This is a genomic window from Bacillus sp. JHAA (assembly GCF_036961585.1).
Lineage (GTDB): Bacteria > Bacillota > Bacilli > Bacillales > Bacillaceae > Bacillus > Bacillus velezensis.
Genome location: NZ_JBAMDE010000002.1, coordinates 317,695 through 337,072, shown reverse-complemented (window position 1 = coordinate 337,072; position 19,378 = coordinate 317,695). Strand labels below are relative to the sequence as shown.

At 47.8% G+C, this 19,378-nt stretch carries 18 protein-coding genes and 1 other annotated feature; of the genes, 1 reads left to right on the top strand and 17 read right to left on the bottom strand.

Features of this window, described 5'->3' with window-relative positions:
* Nucleotides 1-23: 23 nt before the first annotated feature.
* From minD to V7728_RS05635, 11 genes are all read right to left on the bottom strand, one after another.
* Nucleotides 24-827: a septum site-determining protein MinD gene (minD, locus tag V7728_RS05685; RefSeq protein WP_016938784.1), complete on the bottom strand. Its 804-nt coding sequence runs from the start codon at nucleotides 825-827 to the stop codon at nucleotides 24-26.
* Between the two features lie 2 nt (nucleotides 828-829).
* Nucleotides 830-1,510: a septum site-determining protein MinC gene (gene minC / locus V7728_RS05680; RefSeq protein WP_003152653.1), complete on the bottom strand. Its 681-nt coding sequence runs from the start codon at nucleotides 1,508-1,510 to the stop codon at nucleotides 830-832.
* A 53-nt stretch (nucleotides 1,511-1,563) separates the two neighbouring features.
* Nucleotides 1,564-2,082 carry a rod shape-determining protein MreD gene (gene mreD / locus V7728_RS05675; protein WP_007408167.1) on the bottom strand — a complete coding sequence of 173 codons (519 nt, stop codon included), beginning with the start codon at nucleotides 2,080-2,082 and terminating at the stop codon, nucleotides 1,564-1,566.
* A complete protein-coding gene (mreC, locus tag V7728_RS05670; RefSeq protein WP_007408166.1) occupies nucleotides 2,079-2,942 on the bottom strand; it encodes a rod shape-determining protein MreC in 864 nt (287 codons plus the stop codon). The genes mreD and mreC overlap by 4 nt, the downstream gene beginning before the upstream one ends.
* A 30-nt stretch (nucleotides 2,943-2,972) precedes the next feature.
* Nucleotides 2,973-3,986, bottom strand: coding sequence for a cell shape-determining protein MreB (gene mreB, locus V7728_RS05665; RefSeq protein WP_003152647.1), 1,014 nt, complete (start codon nucleotides 3,984-3,986; stop codon nucleotides 2,973-2,975).
* 91 nt (nucleotides 3,987-4,077) lie between these two features.
* Nucleotides 4,078-4,773 (bottom strand): RadC family protein, encoded by a 696-nt coding sequence (gene radC / locus V7728_RS05660; protein WP_007408165.1) that lies wholly within the window; start codon nucleotides 4,771-4,773, stop codon nucleotides 4,078-4,080.
* A gap of 31 nt (nucleotides 4,774-4,804) precedes the next feature.
* Entirely contained in the window at nucleotides 4,805-5,374 is a 570-nt protein-coding gene (locus V7728_RS05655; RefSeq protein ID WP_007408164.1) for a Maf family protein, read from the bottom strand.
* Nucleotides 5,375-5,514: 140 nt separating this feature from the next.
* Nucleotides 5,515-6,516 (bottom strand): SPOR domain-containing protein, encoded by a 1,002-nt coding sequence (locus V7728_RS05650; protein ID WP_012118106.1) that lies wholly within the window; start codon nucleotides 6,514-6,516, stop codon nucleotides 5,515-5,517.
* A 126-nt stretch (nucleotides 6,517-6,642) separates the two neighbouring features.
* Entirely contained in the window at nucleotides 6,643-7,395 is a 753-nt protein-coding gene (locus V7728_RS05645; protein ID WP_012118107.1) for a prepilin peptidase, read from the bottom strand.
* A gap of 139 nt (nucleotides 7,396-7,534) precedes the next feature.
* Nucleotides 7,535-8,827, bottom strand: coding sequence for a bifunctional folylpolyglutamate synthase/dihydrofolate synthase (locus V7728_RS05640; RefSeq protein WP_076425046.1), 1,293 nt, complete (start codon nucleotides 8,825-8,827; stop codon nucleotides 7,535-7,537).
* A gap of 58 nt (nucleotides 8,828-8,885) precedes the next feature.
* The gene (locus tag V7728_RS05635) at nucleotides 8,886-11,528 is read right to left on the bottom strand and encodes a valine--tRNA ligase (RefSeq protein ID WP_014418550.1); all 2,643 of its coding nucleotides are present in this window, start codon (nucleotides 11,526-11,528) and stop codon (nucleotides 8,886-8,888) included.
* Between the two features lie 58 nt (nucleotides 11,529-11,586).
* Nucleotides 11,587-11,808, bottom strand: a binding site (T-box leader).
* Nucleotides 11,809-11,980: 172 nt separating this feature from the next.
* Between V7728_RS05635 and V7728_RS05630 the strand changes: the two genes are divergently transcribed.
* The gene (locus V7728_RS05630; RefSeq protein WP_003152639.1) at nucleotides 11,981-12,172 is read left to right on the top strand and encodes a hypothetical protein; all 192 of its coding nucleotides are present in this window, start codon (nucleotides 11,981-11,983) and stop codon (nucleotides 12,170-12,172) included.
* 15 nt (nucleotides 12,173-12,187) lie between these two features.
* Here V7728_RS05630 and ysxE read toward each other — a convergent pair whose 3' ends face one another.
* The 6 genes from ysxE to hemC form a co-directional block, all read right to left on the bottom strand.
* On the bottom strand, nucleotides 12,188-13,210 hold the full coding sequence (gene ysxE, locus V7728_RS05625; protein ID WP_012118110.1) for a spore coat protein YsxE: 1,023 nt from the start codon (nucleotides 13,208-13,210) through the stop codon (nucleotides 12,188-12,190).
* Between the two features lie 33 nt (nucleotides 13,211-13,243).
* Nucleotides 13,244-15,214, bottom strand: a complete 1,971-nt coding sequence (locus V7728_RS05620) for a LysM peptidoglycan-binding domain-containing protein (RefSeq protein ID WP_099566995.1) — start codon at nucleotides 15,212-15,214, stop codon at nucleotides 13,244-13,246.
* Nucleotides 15,215-15,346: 132 nt separating this feature from the next.
* Nucleotides 15,347-16,636, bottom strand: a complete 1,290-nt coding sequence (hemL, locus tag V7728_RS05615) for a glutamate-1-semialdehyde 2,1-aminomutase (protein ID WP_021494394.1) — start codon at nucleotides 16,634-16,636, stop codon at nucleotides 15,347-15,349.
* A gap of 28 nt (nucleotides 16,637-16,664) precedes the next feature.
* Nucleotides 16,665-17,639 (bottom strand): porphobilinogen synthase, encoded by a 975-nt coding sequence (hemB, locus tag V7728_RS05610; RefSeq protein ID WP_099567284.1) that lies wholly within the window; start codon nucleotides 17,637-17,639, stop codon nucleotides 16,665-16,667.
* A gap of 5 nt (nucleotides 17,640-17,644) precedes the next feature.
* Nucleotides 17,645-18,424: a uroporphyrinogen-III synthase gene (locus V7728_RS05605; protein WP_020956156.1), complete on the bottom strand. Its 780-nt coding sequence runs from the start codon at nucleotides 18,422-18,424 to the stop codon at nucleotides 17,645-17,647.
* A complete protein-coding gene (gene hemC, locus V7728_RS05600) occupies nucleotides 18,414-19,355 on the bottom strand; it encodes a hydroxymethylbilane synthase (RefSeq protein ID WP_015240314.1) in 942 nt (313 codons plus the stop codon). The genes V7728_RS05605 and hemC overlap by 11 nt, the downstream gene beginning before the upstream one ends.
* Nucleotides 19,356-19,378 lie beyond the last annotated feature (23 nt).

Sequence of the window (19,378 nt, the reverse complement as noted above, 5' to 3'; positions counted from 1 at the left end):
AGATCTTTGTATTCTGGTATATATTATGAACGCACGCCGAAAAATGACTTGATTTTCGCCATCATCCCTTTTTGCTGCTCTTCAAGCACCTGCAAAGGAACGGATTCTCCTAAAATGCGCCGGGCGATATTGCGGTACGCAATGCTGGCGCGGTTTTTGGAATTCATGGCAATCGGTTCGCCGATATTTGAAGCCCTGATCACTTCATCATCGTCAGCAACGATTCCGAGGAGATCAATAGACAGATGATGAACAACTTCATCCACATCCATCGTGTCACCGTTTTTCATCAGGTGATTTCTGATGCGGTTCACAATAAGGCGCGGCGGTTCGATATCTTCCTGCTCCAAAAGTCCGATAATGCGGTCAGCGTCCCTCACCGCTGATATTTCCGGCGTCGTCACAACAATCGCCTTATCAGCTCCGGAGACGGCATTTTTATAGCCTTGTTCAATTCCGGCCGGACAATCAATAATCACATAATCAAATTCCTGCTTAAGCTCCTGCACAAGCGATTTGATCTGCTCAGGGACAACAGCCGTCTTGTCGCTTGTCTGGGCAGCCGGCATTAAATGCAGCAGATCATCAAAACGTTTGTCTTTGACAAGCGCCTGATGCGTCTTGCATCTGCCTTCAATTACATCTACTAAGTCGTAAATAATTCTGTTTTCAAGACCCATTACGACATCAAGGTTGCGCAGTCCGATATCTGTGTCTACCAAACAGACGCGCTTCCCTAAAATGGCTAAGGCGGTACCGAGGTTTGCAGATGTTGTTGTTTTACCTACTCCGCCTTTTCCCGAAGTTATTACGATAGCCTCACCCAATTTCACATTCCTCCCTCAAGCCTTGTTAGATCAGGTCTTAAATGAGCCAATTGCTGAAGGCGTTCAATGACCATATTTCCGTCAGTATCTAAATAAGCACATTCCATGTCGTTCCCTTTTTGAATGTGGTCTGGGGAGCGATTTAACACGTGATTGATCCTCAATTGTGTCGGCATCATTTCTGATGCGGCGATCACAGCCCGGTTATTTCCGTTATAACCCGCGTGGGCAATCCCTTTTAATGAACCGAGAACAAATATATTTCCTCCGGCTCTGATCGTACCGCCGGGATTCACATCTCCGATTAAAAGCAAATCTCCCGTCACGTGAAGCACCTGGCCCGAACGGACGATTTTGGAAACAGAAACAATTTCCTGCTCCTCTTTCATCCGCTGCGCTTCTTCTTTGGCGATGACTTCACTGTCAATTGAATGCACGACTAAATCTTTCTTTGACGCGATCAGATCAGTCAGCTGCTCTGCCTGTTCCTGATACAGATACCGATGCCCGAGTTTAATATGAACACTGATTTTTTGGCCTTTGCCATCAGTATATTGTTCAATCGACAGCATGTTTTGAAGACCATCGAGAAGCTCATCAAAAGAACACGCATCATCCAGATGCAATGTTAAGCCGTTTTTTGTTCCTTTTATTGTTACATATTGCTGCTTTTTGGTCTTCATCAATGTTCACCTCAACAACATACTCTTTTCGTCAAAAAAAGATAAAATCCTTTTTACTCATCTCTTAATTCTTTCTTCAGACTTATATAAAACAGCCTGAAGGGCAGGACTAATATAACGGCTCCCGCAATATTCAGCAAAGCGGTCGGCAAGAACCTCTGAATGACAAAATCGTTAAATGTCATTGTGCCGCTGCGGATTAACGTCTGAATGCCGTAGACGTAAAATTCAAGCACACATACGCTCAGCACCGCAACCAGAATGACCATCAGGGCGTTTGTCTGCAGCACTTTAAACGCTTTGGCCGCCAGATAGCATAAACCGGCAAAACCAAACATATAAACGCCTAAAACACCCGTATAATTGATGTCATAAAGAAATCCGAAAATCAAACCGTAGATCACCGCATGCTTTTGGTTGATATAAGCGGACATAAAAATCAGCGCAAGCAAAAGAAAATGCGGAACGACCTGCTGCTCGACGGAAACGAAAGGAAAACGCACCAGATCGGTATAGATGCTTTCCGCACAAAAGACCAAAATCATAATCAAAGGGAGAAGGAAACGTTTCACGATCCTTCCTCCCCTGTTGCTACGCTTCGGTTCACGACGATGACATGGTCAAGATCGTACAGGTCGGCAGCCGGTTTCACGTAAGCGATTTTCGTCAGGCCGTAAGCATCTGATTCTACATCGGTCACTTCCCCGACCGTCAGTCCTTGAGGAAATACGCCGCCCGTTCCGGATGTCTCCACGAGGTCGCCTTTTTTCACTTCACGTTTTTCATCCGGCTCAAGGATGGTCATTTTCAGAGTCTGTTTCTTTTTATCATACCCTTCAATTAAACCGTAGCCTTTGCTGCCCTTTTTGCCGGAGATTTTGGTGGCCACTCTGTTATTGCGGTCAACATCGCTCAGCAGCTGAACGGCGGATGTGAAACTGTTGAGTCCGCTGCTTTTGATCTTTCCTACCAGCGCACCCTTTTCGTTCGTGACAGCCATGTCTTTGGCCACTTTCTGCTTCGTTCCCTTATTGATCATGATCTGCTTGTACCATTGATCAGGGTTTCTGGCGATAACGGTCGCTAAAATCGGATCATAGTCGGAAATTGATTTGACATGCCCGAGTTCATCACGCAGCTTCTTGTTTTCATCTTTGAGTTCTTGGAGCTTCGCTTCATATTGTGTCTGTCCGTCCAGCTTTTGTCTTAAGCGTTCGTTTTCCTTGTACGTGTTTTTCAGGTCTTTTATGTCCCCGAAGAACCCTGCAAAATATTCGGCAGGCGTGTGAAAAATGTTTTGAAATACTCCCGTCGTATCACCGATCAGCTTTTCAGGCCAGGTGGTATTACGGCCGTTCTTCAGCGAGAATCCAATCATAGCCACCAATATGATAATACACAGAAGTAATAGCATTAACCGTTTGTTCGGCATCGTGATACACCTCTTCTATTTAACTCCTGATTATCTTGTTTTTCCTTTGAAAAGATGGATGTGCTCCAGTGCTTTTCCAGTGCCGATCGCAACACAATCCAGCGGATCTTCAGCGATAAGAACAGGCATTTTCGTTTCGTCGCTGATGACTTTGTCGAGATTGCGGAGCAGGGCGCCTCCCCCTGTTAATACAATACCTCTGTCCATAATATCAGCGGCCAGCTCAGGCGGTGTTTTTTCAAGCGTGCTCTTCACCGCGTCAACGATTGAGAGAACTGTATCACGCAGTGCATTTGCAATTTCCGTTCCCGTGATTTCGATCGTTTTCGGCAGACCTGTCAGAAGATCGCGGCCGCGGATTTCCATTGACGCATTTTCTTCACCGGTTTCTGCTGAACCGATCTCCATTTTAATAGCTTCCGCCGTACGGTCACCGATCATCAGATTATATGTTTTTCTGATATAGCTGATGATTGAATCGTCCATTTCGTCACCGGCTACACGGATTGACTGAGACGTGACAATGCCGCCTAAAGAAATGATCGCCACTTCAGTTGTTCCGCCGCCGATATCAACGACCATACTGCCCGTCGGCTCCCATACCGGAAGATTCGCGCCGATTGCTGCTGCAAACGGTTCTTCAATCGGATAAGCGTCACGTGCGCCCGCTTGTCTTGTCGCGTCGATGACCGCCCGTTCTTCAACGGCCGTAATACCTGACGGCACACACACCATAACGTAAGGCTTTCTCGCAAACAATCCTTTATTTTTCACAGCCTGATTAATGTAGTATTTCATCATTGTCGCAGTTGTTTCATAGTCAGCGATAACGCCGTCTTTCATCGGACGGAGCGCTACCACGTTGCCCGGAGTTCTTCCGATCATGTTTTTCGCATCGTTACCGACCGCAACGATGGACTTCGTATCCGTTTGCAGAGCAACGACAGACGGCTCTCTCACTACGATTCCTTTTCCTTTAACAAACACAAGCGTATTCGCGGTTCCCAAATCTATACCAAGGTCTCTTGTACCAATTCCGAACATATGTATGTATCTTCCTTTCTTAAAGCAAAAATACCCTAAAGGGAAAAACTCATAAAATCTATTATATCTTAAATCAACGAAAAAAAAAGTGTTACAAATATCCTTTTTCCTTTAAACTCACAAATTTTTTGTCACCAATGACCAAATGATCCAGCAGCTCGATGCCGATTAAATTTCCGCACTCAAAAAGCCGCCTGGTTACCTCTATATCTTCCCTGCTCGGTGTAGGATCTCCTGAAGGATGATTGTGAACACAAATGAAGGACGCGGCGGATCGTTTGAAAGCTTCTTTAAACACCTCCCGCGGGTGGACAATAGATGAATTCAGACTTCCGATAAAAACGGTGCGTTTATGAATGACTTGATTTTTGGTATTTAAATATAAACAGACAAAATGCTCCTGGGATAAAAAGCGCATATCCTCCATCACATACTTCGCCCCGTCTTCCGGAGAGCGGATGACGCAATGCTCCCCGGCGGATGTCTTATGAATGCGGCTCCCCAGCTCAATTGCGGCAAGAATCTGAACGGCTTTCACCGTGCCGATTCCCGGAATGCTGGAAAGCTCCTGGGCAGAGGCGCCTTTTAACAGTCGCAGCCCGTCAAACGTCCGCAGCAGCCGGTGAGCGAGGTTCATGACGGACTCATGTTTCGTTCCCGTCCGCAGCAGGATGGCGAGCAATTCATTGTTAGAGAGATGTTCGGCTCCGAAGTGCAGAAGCCGCTCTCTCGGTTTTTCTTTTTCGGGGAAATCTCTTAATTTTAACGGCAGATCACGGATGATCAACCCCTCCTTGTTCCCCTTCCCGGTTTGAACATCAAGCTTTTATATTAAATTCTTTCAAGGCTCTCATTGTTTTAGCGACAGGAAGCCCGACGACAGAATAAAAATCACCGTCTATTTTTTTCACTAAAAGCGCGCCTTTTCCTTGGATGCCGTATGCACCTGCTTTATCCATCGGTTCTTTTGTTTCAATGTAGAGCTGTATGTCGTCTTCACTGAGCGGCCAAAACGTCACTTCCGTCGTGTCACAGAACGTTTCTTTCCGGTCATGCGTCTGAATGCTGACCGCCGTAATGACTTGATGGCTTCGGCCGGAAAGCCTCCGCAGCATGTGTGCCGCTTCTTCTCTGTCATGCGGTTTGCCGAGGCACTCGCCGTCTATGCACACCATCGTGTCAGCCCCGATAACGACTGCATCGGGATTTTCGGCCAATACAGCACCAGCTTTTTGCTCGGCCAAACATTGGACGTTTTCTTCCGGCGAAAGGTTTCGATTTAATTTTTCTTCTGTGCGGCTTGCAATAATGCTGTAAGGAATCTGAAGAAGAGTAAGGAGTTCTTTTCTTCGCGGAGATTGTGATGCGAGTATTAAGCGTTTTGTCATGATTGTCATCCTTTCAGGGTTTGCTTAAGAAAAAAAGATACTTGTCTATCCTACCAAATCAAACGGGCAACCACAATTTCAGAAAAATAACTTTTTGATGACAAAATAAAAAATCCCGCCGGATGACGGGAAATGAGATACTATTTTACAACACTTAAAAGCTCTTTTTGGGCTTTCCAGCCGGATTCTGAACCCGACGTTTCCAGTTCTTTCAGCGCTTGAAGCACGGCCTCTTTCTGCTTTTTGTCAGCGGCGTCTGCACCGTCTGCCGCTTTTGCCGCTTCAGCCACTTCCGTTTTTGAAAGATCTTTGCCGGTAATCGCTTTGGCGGAGAGCTCAGATGCTTGTTTAAAAGAGTCTTCCAGTCCTGAATCGACCGCAAAGCTGAGCTCTTTTCCGCCCCAAGCCTCAAAATCATGGTCTATCAGTGTCTGACCCAATTGCTGTGATAGGCTTTTTTCCGCTGCAAGCCCGGCGATCACGTATGTGTATCCATCTTCTTTAGCCAGAGAGACGGCCGAGTATCCTTTTTCAGTCAGCTGGTCAACAAGCGTTTGCGCTCCTTTTTCTGATGAAAATTTTCCGGCCTGCACCGCATATGTTTTATAGTTTCCCTCTGAAGATTCCGCATCTCCTGTGCCGGCTGTTTCAGATTTGTCTTTAGAAACATCCCCCGCTTTCGCCGTCTGCCCTTGTGAACCTTTGTCAGCTGATGCCGGAGCGGAGGCTTCTTTACTTCCCGACATATTTAAGGCGACAAGGCCGAGCCCGGTGCCTAAAACAGCCGCAACGGCAATTGTCGTGACCGCTTTTTTAACTGGAGAAGACGGCTGCTTTTTTTTCGGAAAGTGAGGGCCGTTTTTTTTCTTCTGGTATGGCGGAACGACTTTCGGGTCATCTTCAAATACCTCAGAATTCTTCTCATGATCCCAATTGAAATCTTCTTCTTTCGGATCTTCATGGGATGCAGCGGTCTCCTGCTCCGCCTTTTTTGTTTCCTCCCAATTTGAAAATGTGACGGTTTTCTCCCCGCCTTCTTTCACATCTTCTTGTCCATACATCGTTTCTTCTTGTCCGTTAATGGTTACTTTAAGGGCATTGTTTTTTGCTTTGCTGTGCTTTTTGCTCTTCCTTTTTTTCAACGTCTCTTCCCCCTTGCATTCGTCTTGGCCGTACCTTGAACTGATCATGGTTCACACTTTAGCATAGGCGAAAAAAAAAAGAACAAGACTTTTGTCGTCTTGTCCAAAAAACGTTCGCCAAATTTTTCAAGCCCCTCCTGAAGCTAGCTTGATGTAAAACGAAAACAGCTCTTCACCGTATAAATAACTCAAAGCGCTCCCGGCTGAGATGGCCGGCGCAAACGGAAATGGCTGCTTTTTACCAAGCCTGCCCCGGGCTGCGGCGCACATACCGTATACGGCTCCGATCATAACGGAAAGAAAGAATGCAATGAGCACGAGCTTCACGCCGAGCGTCAGGCCGATCACCCCAAACAGTTTCACATCACCTGCGCCGATGCCTCCTTTACTGACAAACATGATAAAAACAAGCAGAAAAAATCCGCAAACGGCTCCCGCAAACCCTGCATACCATGAATCCAGCGGAGAAAACATACGGCCGGCGATGAAAAGCGGAAGAAAAAACAGCAGAACCTTGTCAGGAATCAGCATATATTGCAGATCCGTCATAGTAACAATCATGAGCAGAGACAGAAATAACAGCGCGACTAACAGTTCTTTTGAGAAACCGAAATGAATGCCTGCAGCCGTGAATAAACACGCCGTCCAGCATTCCGCCGCCGGATACATAACCGACAGCTTTGCACGGCAGTTTCTGCATCTGCCTCTTTGCAGAATATAGGAAACGACGGGCACAAGCTCCCCCCAGGAGAGCGGCAAGCGGCAAAACGAACAGGCTGAACGCGGCGAAATAACCGAGATTCGCAGCGGGATACGGCACGCTGCTGTATAAAAAAAAGAACCGAAAATCAAGCCGAGAAAAAACAGAATCAAAAGCACTCAGACCACACCTTTACTATCAATCTGGCTCAGATTATAGCAAAGAAAAACACCATGACTGAAATGGCTGAAAATATATTTTCAGCATAAAAACACCCGGCAAAACCGGAAAATGGTCCGTCGGGCATCCGAGGGGCTGTCAGATAAGCCGCTTTCTCATTTCTGAAATAAAATATAAGGAGCCGGTAATGATGATGACATCATCCGCACCATCTTTTTGTTCAATCCACTCTTTCACACTGTCCGGGTTCTCATCGAAACTCTTATCCGCTAGACTGCTTGCGTTATAAAGGGCTTCGGCGCTTGAAGCACGCGGAAAGTCAAATGATACAAAGTGAATGGAATCCGCTTCGGTTTCAAGCTTTTTAATCATTTCCTGATACGGTTTGTCTTTTAATGCGCTGAATACGACATGGACGTTTTTATCGGCAAAGCGCTGGCGGATCGTTTCTATCAGCGTTTCAACGCCCTCTTCGTTATGCGCGCCGTCCGCAAACACTAAAGGGCGGCTTTGAAGACGTTCAAACCGGCCCGGCCACGATGCTTTTTTCAGACCGTTTCGCATCGCTTCTTCAGAAATGGCTGCGGCTTCCAGACGATTCAGCCATTCAGCGGCCAATATCGCCAATGCCGCATTCTGCCTTTGGTGAATGCCGATCAGCGACGTTTGAATGTTTTCATAGCATTTCGTTTCCGTTTCCAGCGAAAAGCTTTCACCGGAAGGAAGCGCCGCTTCATTAAACAGTCTGCACGTTTTATATAGTGACTGATACGGAGCCTGCTTTTTATCGGCTTCCGCTTCAATAACGCCGAGTGCTTCCGGCTGATTGACGCCCGTAATAACCGGAATGGAATTTTTAATGATACCGGCTTTCTGCCCGGCGATCTCCTCGATGGTATTGCCTAAAATCGCCATATGGTCATGTCCGATACTTGTAATGACCGACAGGAGCGGATTCACAATATTGGTTGAATCAAATGTGCCGCCGAGCCCCGCTTCAAAAATGACAAAATCGATATCAGCCCGCTTCGCAAAATATAAAAATGCACACGCTGTAATGATTTCAAATTCTGTCACCGTTCCGGCATCGGTCTTATCAAGCTCATCGACTATCGGTTTTATGTCATTAACGAGCGTTCTCCATTCCTCATCAGAAATCGGCGTGCCGTTGACGCTGATACGCTCATTAAACGTAATGATGTAAGGCGATGTGAACGTGCCGACTTTATAACCGGCTTCTTGAAGCACGGAACGGATAAAAGCGACGGTTGATCCTTTGCCGTTTGTGCCCGCCACATGAATGGCGCGAATGTTCTTTTCCGGGTGTTCCAGTTTTTCCATCAGCTTTTCCATACGGAGAAGGCCCGGCTTAACGCCGAACTTGAGTCTGCCATGAATCCAGCTGATCGCTTCTTTGTACGTATTAAACAATGAAATCCCCTCTTTTATACGACAAGGCGGTTTCTTAGGAAACCGCCCCGCTGTTTTATCAGCCTTTCAGCTCTGCAATCCGCTGCCGGACAGCTTCGCGTTTTGCCGTGTAGTCTTTCTCTTTTCCGCGTTCTTCTTCAATGACATGCTCAGGAGCTTTTTTAATGAACCCTTCGTTGCCGAGTTTTTTCTGAACGCGTTCGACTTCTTTTGTCAGCTTGTCGAATTCTTTTTGCAGACGGGCGATCTCCTCATCAATGTTAATCAGCCCTTCAAGCGGCAGAATGACTTCCGCTCCGGTGACGACCGCTGTCATCGCTTTGTCTGCCGCAGTGATATCCGTCCCGATTTTCAGCGTGCTCGGATTCGTAAAGCGTTCAACGTAAGAACGGTTCTTCTCAAGGCGGCCGGCAATGTCTTCCGTAGATGTTTTAATGTAAAGCTCAACCTGCTTGCTCATCGGCGTGTTGACTTCGCTCCGGATATTGCGGACAGAACGGATTAATTCAACGAGCAGTTTCATATCCGCCGCTGCCTCTTTATCCGTATGTTCCGGCACCGGAACCGGCCAAGAGCTGATCGTGATCGACTCGCCTTCATGAGGAAGGTGCTGCCAGATTTCTTCCGTTAAGAATGGCATAAACGGGTGAAGAAGACGCATCGTCTGGTCAAGCACGTATGCCAGAACAGAACGGGTTGTTTTCTTCGCCGCTTCATCTTCCCCGTACAGCGGAAGCTTCGCCATTTCGATATACCAGTCGCACACATCGTCCCAGATAAAGTTGTACAGGTGGCGTCCGACTTCACCGAATTCATAACGATCCGCAAGCTGGGTTACGTCTTCTATCGTTTCATTCAATCTTGTGAGGATCCACTTATCAGCAACTGATTTTTCACCGGACAGATCAAGCTCGTCATACGTCATGCCGTCCATGTTCATTAATGCAAAACGGGAGGCGTTCCAAATTTTATTTGCGAAATTCCATGTGGATTCCACTTTTTCATAGCTGAAACGGAGATCCTGTCCCGGTGAACTTCCGGTTGCCAGGAAATAGCGCAGGGAATCCGCTCCGTACTTGTCGATGACATCCATCGGGTCCACGCCGTTCCCAAGGGATTTACTCATTTTTCTGCCCTGCTCGTCACGGATTAAGCCGTGAATCAGCACGTCTTTGAACGGACGCTCGCCGGTAAACTCAAGACCTTGGAAAATCATCCGGGATACCCAGAAGAAAATGATGTCATATCCCGTTACAAGAACATCGGTTGAGTAATACCGCTTAAAGTCTTCAGCGTTTTCATCAGGCCAGCCCATTGTAGAAAACGGCCAAAGCGCGGAGCTGAACCATGTATCAAGCACGTCTGAATCCTGTTCCCAATTTTCACTGTCCTCAGGCGCCTCAAGGCCGACGTACACTTCTTTTGTTTCTTTATGATACCAAGCCGGGATGCGGTGGCCCCACCACAGCTGACGGGAAATACACCAATCACGGATATTTTCCATCCAGTGCAGGTACGTTTTCTCGAAACGGTCTGGAACGAAGTGAACTTTCTCTTCTTTTGACTGAAGGTCAACCGCAGCATCGGCCAGCGGCTGCATTTTGACAAACCATTGTGTGGACAGGTACGGCTCAACAACGGCGCCGCTTCTCTCACTATGTCCGACAGAATGCATATGGTCTTCGATTTTAAAGAGAACACCGGATTCCTGAAGATCTTTGACGAGTTTTTTGCGGCATTCAAACCGGTCCATGCCGTTATATTGCAGCGCTTTTTCATTCATTGTTCCGTCTTCATTCATGACGAGAATCCGCTCTAAATTGTGGCGGTTTCCGAGTTCAAAATCATTCGGGTCATGGGCAGGCGTGATTTTAACGGCGCCTGATCCGAATTCCATATCAACATAATCATCGCCGACAATCGGAATTTCACGGTTTGTAATCGGCAGAATCACCGTTTTGCCGATTAAGTGCTTGTAGCGCTCATCTTCAGGATGAACCGCGACAGCCGTGTCGCCAAGCATCGTTTCCGGACGGGTGGTCGCGATTTCAATTGAGCCTGAACCGTCTGCTAACGGATAGCGCAAATGATAAAACGCGCCCTGTACGTCTTTGTAAATTACTTCAATATCGGATAAAGCCGTTTTTGTGGCAGGGTCCCAGTTGATGATATATTCGCCTCTGTAAATCAAGCCTTTCTCGTACAGCTTGACGAATACTTCCCGCACGGCTTTGTTCAGCCCTTCATCAAGAGTAAAACGTTCGCGTGAATAATCGAGTCCGAGTCCCATCTTAGCCCATTGGCTGCGGATGAAATCAGCATACTCTTCCTTCCACTTCCACGTTTCTTCTAAAAACTTTTCACGGCCGAGGTCATAACGGCTTGTGCCCTGTTCGCGGAGCTTCGCTTCGACTTTTGCCTGAGTGGCGATGCCGGCGTGGTCCATGCCCGGAAGCCAGAGCACGTCATAGCCCTGCATGCGTTTCATACGCGTAACGATATCTTGCAGCGTCGTATCCCACGCATGTCCGAGGTGCAGCCTGCCCGTCACGTTCGGCGGCGGAATAACGACAGAATATGGCTGTTTCGTTTGATCGCCGCCCGCTTCAAAATATTTTCCTTTCAGCCAAAAATCATAGCGGCCTTTTTCAATCGCAGACGGATCATATTTTGTCGGCATTGTTTGTTCATTTGTATCCATGATAACCCTCCAGCATGTTTAGAAATGGCTGAGCAACTAAAAAAGAGCCTTCATCCTGATAAAGGACGAAAAGCTCTTTCGCGGTACCACCTTTTTTCATGAACAGATTTGTTCATGCACTTAAACGGATAACGGGTGCGGCCCGAATTTCTCTACTGTATGTTCAAGAAATTATGCTCCCGGGCGACCTTCCAATGAGACAGCATAAGAAGCCTTTCAGCACAGTAGCTTCTCTCTCTTCATGCGTCTTTCTTGTACTCTTCCCGTTCAAAGCAGGTGTATTTATATCAGCTCATGATCTTATTTATTATGTTCTTTATTATAGTAAAAGTGTTTTTGATTCGTCAATCATCTTTTCCAAAAACCGCTGCCGTCATACATAAATGGGCATGCACCCCGCCCTTTCCCTTACATACGATACATAGAAAGGCGAATGTGAGGAGGAATTGCCCGTGAGAAAAAAATTCAATTCTTATTCGCTCCCCCAGTGGGCCAGACAGGTCCGCCTTGTATCCGTGCAAGTCATTATCCCGATTACGATCTTTCAGGGGATCAGGACGATTTTCTTTCCGACGACTTTTGATGTCCTGCTGCTTGCCATCCTGCTGTTTTTAGCGTGCGCCCTGCATTTGGAATGGATATAAAAAAAACGAGTCCCGTTATGAAGAGGACTCGTTTTCCGCTTTTATTTTTTTCTCCCGCTCAATCTGATGAACCTTCATGAGAAAAGGCTCAACATTTTTCATCTGCCAAAACGCTCTTAATAATTGCGTGCACTCTTCTTTTTCAGAGCCCCTTTGGCCGGTCTGATACCGTTTCAGCACTTTGTACATGGCGGACGGATAAGCCATATAGCTGAGAAACAGGCTGATTTCCGCTTCACGGAGCGGGAATGATTTGTGATACGTATAAAACCAGTCCAGACACTCCGGGCATGCTTTCGGATAGCTTCTGAACATTCTGGAGTAAAAGCCGAGCAGGTCGTTTTGCGGAGGGCCCAGCGCAGCTTTCTCGAAATTCGTGAAAAAGCCCGATCCCGCATCATTATACAGAAAGTGGCGGCTCGATAAGCTGCCGTGGTTGATCACCGCTCTCGTCTTGTCATGATCCTTTGCCGCGTCAAACCACTCTTCCAGACGTTCCAGAGCGAAATTGACGGCGGAAACCGTTTCTGTAAGATACGTAACAGCCTGCAGTTCAAAAGGTGAAAGATACCACTCTTTTTCCGCCCGGTCGGCGAATTGTTCATAGACAAGCTTATCATTTTCCCAATCTCTTTTCGTTGCTTCATAAAAGCCGCTGATATCTTCAGTCCGGATTTGGATGTCCCGCACAGTCGCAGAATGGAGCTTCGCGACCTCTTTAAAAAGGTAAACATGTTTTTGATCCCGTTCCTCTTCCTGATCGTACTGAAGCCAAGGCATTAAATAATAAGAATTCTCCGTCTGTCTTCCCGCAAAAAAATCGCCGGCATACGTGCGGCAGATCGGCACAAATGATCGGTACCCTTTCTCCTCAATCTCAATCATAAGATCCGTAAATTCACTGCTGCGGGCCGGCTTGAGCTGTTTCAAAGCAAAAATGCCGTAGTTTGAGTAGACCTTCCAAACATGCGGGCTGACAGGCTCAATATACTCAGCCGCCAGCCCGTATTCCTGAAGCACTGATTGGACTGCTTCCATTCCATTCACCACATTTTTACGGCCTCTTTGTGCTTACGCATGGCTGTTATTATATTCAGGTATATACAGAAGCTGACCTTCTTCAAGCTCGTCATCAAACGATAAAGCATTCGTTCTGATGAGCTGCTGGGTTGTTATGTCATATCGTTCACACACCCGGTCGATAGTATCTTGCTGCTGTACGATACAAATTTTCATTCTTGAAAACTTTTCTTCTTCCCTTGTAAATAATTTTGTCAAGTAATGAGAGTTGTCATTTTCCTTCTGCTCGGTTCCCGGTGCCGCTTCTTCATTCTTTCTTTCAGACTTAAGCGGCTCAGGCGGTTCAGCTTGCGCCGGCTCCTCAGGCGGCAGTTTGGAAAACTGAAAAGACAAATCGAGAGGCTTCCCGGTTTCCTCCTCCGGCTGCGCCATCTTCCTTACCTCAATTTCAAACCCTTCTTCATCATGAGCCTCTTCTTCAAGCAGCTTAGGAGCGCTGTAAAACTCCTCTTCCTGCCGTTCCGGAACGAACTCGCGATAAACGGGCGCCTGCTCTTCTTGAAAAACCGCAGGCTCATCTTCGTCTTCTGCCGCCTCATGATCGCTCTGACGGAGAAGCGGCTCGGCCTCTGGCTGCTCTTCTTTTTGAAGGAAGGGCTGTTCCGCAATTTTTGGTTTTTCTGCATGCGGAGTCAGAGTGAACGCAGGGAAAACCTTTTCGATATCATCTTTTGGCTCTTCCTGGACTTCTGCTGAATCATCCTCAAATACAGGTTCATTCCTCACAGCCGACATGATTGCAGGCTCCTCAGCTTCTTCCGGCTCTTCTTCGTGTTGGAAAGAAACGGGAGGAGGAGGCTCAGTAAAGGAAACAGGTTTCGGCACCTCTTCCTGCTCCCTCAGAATTGGGGCAGTCTCCCGCTCTTCTTCTTCCCGCTCCCTCAAAATCGGGGCTGCTTCCTGCTCTTCTTCTTCCCGCTCCCTCAAAATCGGGGCAGCTCCCTGCTCCTCTTCTTCTTCCTGCTCCCTCAGAATCGGGGCAGTCTCCTGCTCTTCTTCTTCCCGCTCCCTCAAAATCGGGGCTGCTTCCTGCTCTTCCTCTTCCCGCTCCCTCAAAATCGGGGCTGCTTCCTGCTCTTCTTCCCGCTCCCTCAGAATCGGGGCTGCTTCCTGCTCTTCTTCTTCCTGCTCTCTCAGAATCGGGGCTGCTTCCTGCTCTTCTTCTTCCTGCTCTCTCAGAATCGGGGCAGTTTCCTGCTCTTCTTCTTCCCGCTCCCTCAGAATCGGAGCAGCTTCCTGCTCTTCTTCTTCCCGCTCCCTCAGAATCGGGGCTGCTTCCTGCTCTTCTTCTTCCCGCTCCCTCAGAATCGGGGCTGCTTCCTGCTCTTCTTCCTCCTGCCTGAGTAAAGGCGGGGTTTCTTCCTCGTTCTTCTCGGTTTCTTGTGCTGCTTCTTTTGATACACTCAAAGGTATTTCAGGCTCATGGCGTATCATTAATTCTGGTTCGTTTTCGTCCTCCGAATGATGTCCGGCAAGATTGATCATTTCTTCTCTGGCAAATTCAGGTGCCACGTACAAAGGGATCTCCGGCTCTTTTGGCTCGGATTCCTCAAGCAGCCCTTCAATTGCCAAATCAGCCTGAATGGTTAAGATCCTTGAATCCGTCAGCTGATAATCAAAGGCATCGATAAATACGAAAACATCATTGAGGTGGCTCACTTTATTTTTCGGAATCGTAATGTCCACTGGGAAACAATGAATGAGCTCGGCCGTGCCATCCTCCCTCGCCCTCACTTCCTCTACATGCCTCAGCTCCCTATCAAGCTCTTCAAAATGACTGCTGTGATCTATGTTGTACTCGCCAGTAAGTTCTAGTGATCCTTTAATTGAGACATAATCATTTACTTCCTGCACCCTGATGTCAGGGTCTAATGAAATCGAAAGTAATTCAGAAACTTCCTGTCCTTTTTGGAAACAGATTGATTCTTCAACAGAAAATTGCAATCGGTGATTATGCGGCAAGTTCATATCCTCCTTTCATCTAATCCATACAATTAGATGTCACTAAAGGTGTATGCCGCAATCCGGAAAAATATGATAATGGAGGCATTGAAAAAAGCCGATACAAGTCTTGCTTGCATCGGCTTTTCCGTATCAGCGGCTGATCGCCTGGAACACTTTCTCAGCGGCTTGAATGGTTTTTTCAATATCCTCCATTGTATGCGCAGTGGAGAGAAACAATCCTTCAAATTGAGACGGCGGCAGAAATACGCCTGCATCAGCCATCCCTTTATAATATTTGGCAAACAGCTTTAAATCAGATGATTTGGCTGCTTCATAGTTAATGACAGGCTCATTTGTGAAAAAGAAGCCGATCATTGAACCCGCCCGGTTAAACGTGTGCGGAATGCCATGTGCTGCAGCTGCTTTTGAAATGCCTTCTTCAAGCATATCGCCTTTTTTCACAAATTCTTGGTAAGATTCAGGTGTGAGCTGCTGTAACGTCTCAAGTCCCGCTGTCATGGCAAGCGGATTTCCTGACAATGTTCCCGCCTGATAGATAGGACCGCTCGGCGCGATTCGTTCCATAATATCAGCTTTTCCGCCATACGCACCGACAGGAAGACCGCCGCCGATGACTTTGCCGAGACACGTTAAGTCAGGCGTCACGCCGAAATACCCTTGCGCACAGTTATAATCCACGCGAAAACCGGTCATGACCTCATCAAAAATGAGCAGCGCGCCATACTGTTCCGTCATGTCGCGAAGTCCTTGTAAAAAGCCTTCCTGCGGCGGAACAACGCCCATATTGCCTGCTACCGGTTCAACAATGACCCCGGCAATATCTTCACCGTACTCCCGGAATGCGAGTGCAACGCTTTCCAAGTCGTTGTATGGAACGGTAATCGTATTCATTGCTATTCCTTCCGGCACGCCCGGGCTGTCCGGAAGGCCGAGTGTCGCCACTCCGGATCCCGCTTTGATCAGCAGTGAATCACCATGGCCGTGGTAACAGCCTTCGAATTTCAAAATTTTGTTGCGGCCGGTATATCCTCTTGCCAGACGCAGGGCGCTCATTGTCGCCTCTGTGCCGGAGCTGACCATCCGTACGATTTCAACAGACGGCACACGGTCAATGACCAATTTGGCCAGTTCGTTTTCCACCTCAGTAGATGCTCCGAAACTTGTCCCGTTCTCGGCTACTTTTTTCAGGCTTTCAACGACCCGGTCGTTCGTGTGGCCCAAAATGAGCGGCCCCCAGCTCAGGACGTAGTCGATATATTCATTGCCGTCAATATCAAAAATTTTCGATCCTTTTCCGCGCTGCATAAAGATCGGGTCCATATCGACTGATTTAAACGCGCGCACCGGGCTGTTCACTCCGCCCGGCATCAGTTTCTGCGCTTCTTTAAAAGCGGCTTTTGATTTTTCATAGCTTCTCATCTGCCTCAGCTCCCGTCAAATGAAATCGTTACTCAGCAAGCCATCTTGCTGCGTCTTTTGCATGATACGTCATAATCAGATCGGCTCCTGCACGTTTCATGCTCGTTAAAATTTCCAGCACCATTTCTTTTTCTTTAATCCAGCCGTTTTGGGCTGCCGCTTTCACCATGGAATACTCCCCGCTCACATTATATGCGACCAGCGGCAGGTGATGGCGGTTTTTCACATCACGCATAATATCTAAGTATGACATAGACGGTTTGACGATTAAAAAGTCAGCGCCTTCTGCCGCGTCTGATTCAGCCTCACGGAGCGCTTCCAAGCGGTTGGCCGGATCCATCTGATATGTTTTTCGGTCTCCGAACTGCGGCGTGCTGTCAGCCGCGTCGCGGAACGGACCGTAAAATTCACTTGAATATTTTACGGCATAAGACATGATCGGAATATTCGTGAATCCTTCTTTGTCGAGCGCTTCCCTGATCACTGTGACAAAACCGTCCATCATATTTGAAGGAGCGATGATGTCAGCGCCGGCTTTGGCCTGGCTGACGGCTGTCTGAGCCAGCAGTTCAAGCGACTCGTCATTGAGGATTTCTCCGTCTTTCACGACGCCGCAATGGCCGTGATCCGTGTATTCACAGAGACACGTATCAGCGATTACGATCATTTCAGGATAATGCTTTTTAATTTCAGCAATCCCTTTCTGCACAATGCCGTGATCGTGAAAAGCCTGGGTTCCGCAGGCGTCTTTTTCTTCCGGCACGCCAAAAACGATGACCGACTTAATGCCGAGCGATATCAGCTCAGCCATTTCATCCTTTAACAAATCAAGTGATACATGATAAACCCCCGGCATGGAAGGAACTTCTTTTTTTCCTTCGAGTCCTTCAACGACAAATAACGGGTAAATAAAATCTGAGGGGTGAAGACGTGTTTCTTTTACTAAATCTCTCATCGCAGCGTTCGAGCGCAAACGGCGGTGTCTGTTAAATGTTTGATTCATCATTATCAATCCTTTCCCGACATGCTGCACATGACGTCCAGCATGCCTTCAATCGTATAAGTGTCAGGCACATGGGATGAGATCCCGTATTCCAAGAGCGCTTTCTCTGTCAAAGGGCCGATGCTGATATAGCTCGCACCGCTGTTTTCCCACGCTTTTTCTCCGTCTCCGACCGCGTGCATAAACGTATGCACCGCCGATGAGCTGGTAAACGTAATAAAATCAAAATGAGAGCGGGATGCAGCCCGTCTCAGCTCGTCCATGCCTTTTTCATCCTGAATGGTATTGTATAACACCCATTCCCTTATTTGATAGCCAAGCGGCTCAAGCTCCGCTTTTATGACATCGCGTGATAAATTGCCCTTTATCACTGAAATGGGTTCGGCAGCTGATGCGTGCCGTTTTAAAGTATCAGCCAGACATTCCGCCACATACTCGTCAGGCATCGCATCCGTCCGGGCTCCCCGCTCTTTCAGGGCGCGCGCAGTCTTTTCACCGACGGCTGCGATTTTTTTCCGTCCCGAAAGCGCAAGACCGTGACGATCAAGATAGGAAAAAAAGAACCGGACACCGTTTACGCTTGTAAACACAAGCCATCCCGGCTCAGAAAGGTCTTCCCGCAGACTGTCCGCACATTCATCCGGGAGCGCTTCCTGAAAAGCGATCAGCGAAGCGGAAACAGCCGTTCCGCCGAGCGCCTCCACTTTTTTTCGGAACGGAGCGGCCTGTCTTTTGTTCCGAGTGACAAGCACGGTCTTTCCTTGTAAAGGAAGGTCATTTGCCATCCTGATCGAGCTCCTGTTTTACGCTGTCGATTAGTGCTTTGGCTCCTTTTTCAGACATCATCGCCGCACAGCGTTTACCGATTTCTTCCGGATCATGTCCCGCCGCTGTTTCTTTATAAATCGTCTTTCCGTCCGGAGACGCGACAAGACCGACCAATTCAACCTCATCCCGGTCATTGACGGACGCATACCCGGCTATCGGCACTTGGCAGCCGCCTTCCATCGCGTGTAAGAAAGCCCGTTCGGCTGCCACCGTGCGCTGCGTATACTCATCGGTAAATTGCGCAAACAGCTTCAAAAGCTCCTCATCCGACTCTCTGCATTCAATGGCAAGAGCGCCTTGGCCGACCGCAGGCAGACAGCGGGCCGGTTCGAGAAATTCAGATACGACATCATCTTTCCAGCCCATTCTTGAAAGTCCCGCAGCCGCTAAAATAATAGCATCGTAATCTTCCGTTTCAAGCTTTTGAAGTCTCGTATCGATATTGCCTCTGATCCACTTAATTGTAAGATCAGGGCGTTCAGCAAGAATCTGGGCGCTTCTTCTTAAACTGCTGGTGCCGATGATGCCCCCTTCTTTTATGTCGTCCAGCTTTTGATGCCCCTTTGAAATCAGCGCATCACGCGGATCCTCACGTTTCGGTATGCATCCTATGACAAGACCCTCAGGCAAAACGGCGGGCATGTCTTTCATGCTGTGAACCGCCATATCAATCTCCTGATGCAGCAGCGCCTGTTCAATCTCTTTGACAAACAAACCTTTGCCGCCCACTTTTGACAGTGTAACATCGAGGATGCGGTCGCCTTTTGTGACAATCTCCCGGATTTCAAAGTTATAGGAAGGGTTCAATTCCTTCAGTTTGTTAATCACCCATTTTGTCTGGGTCATAGCCAGTTTGCTCCGTCTGGAACCTACCTTAATCGTTCTCATTTTCTTTCCTCCCGAATCTGTTT

Bases quoted from the DNA above. Each gene is read 5' to 3' on its own strand.
- V7728_RS05655 (WP_007408164.1), bottom strand. From the start codon at position 5,374: ATGACAAAACGCTTAATACTCGCATCACAATCTCCGCGAAGAAAAGAA.
- hemB (WP_099567284.1), bottom strand. From the start codon at position 17,639: ATGAATCAAACATTTAACAGACACCGCCGTTTGCGCTCGAACGCTGCG.
- ysxE (WP_012118110.1), bottom strand. From the start codon at position 13,210: ATGGAAGCAGTCCAATCAGTGCTTCAGGAATACGGGCTGGCGGCTGAG.
- mreB (WP_003152647.1), bottom strand. From the start codon at position 3,986: ATGTTCGGAATTGGTACAAGAGACCTTGGTATAGATTTGGGAACCGCG.
- hemL (WP_021494394.1), bottom strand. From the start codon at position 16,636: ATGAGAAGCTATGAAAAATCAAAAGCCGCTTTTAAAGAAGCGCAGAAA.
- hemC (WP_015240314.1), bottom strand. From the start codon at position 19,355: ATGAGAACGATTAAGGTAGGTTCCAGACGGAGCAAACTGGCTATGACC.
- V7728_RS05605 (WP_020956156.1), bottom strand. From the start codon at position 18,424: ATGGCAAATGACCTTCCTTTACAAGGAAAGACCGTGCTTGTCACTCGG.
- minC (WP_003152653.1), bottom strand. From the start codon at position 1,510: ATGAAGACCAAAAAGCAGCAATATGTAACAATAAAAGGAACAAAAAAC.
- mreC (WP_007408166.1), bottom strand. From the start codon at position 2,942: ATGCCGAACAAACGGTTAATGCTATTACTTCTGTGTATTATCATATTG.
- V7728_RS05635 (WP_014418550.1), bottom strand. From the start codon at position 11,528: ATGGATACAAATGAACAAACAATGCCGACAAAATATGATCCGTCTGCG.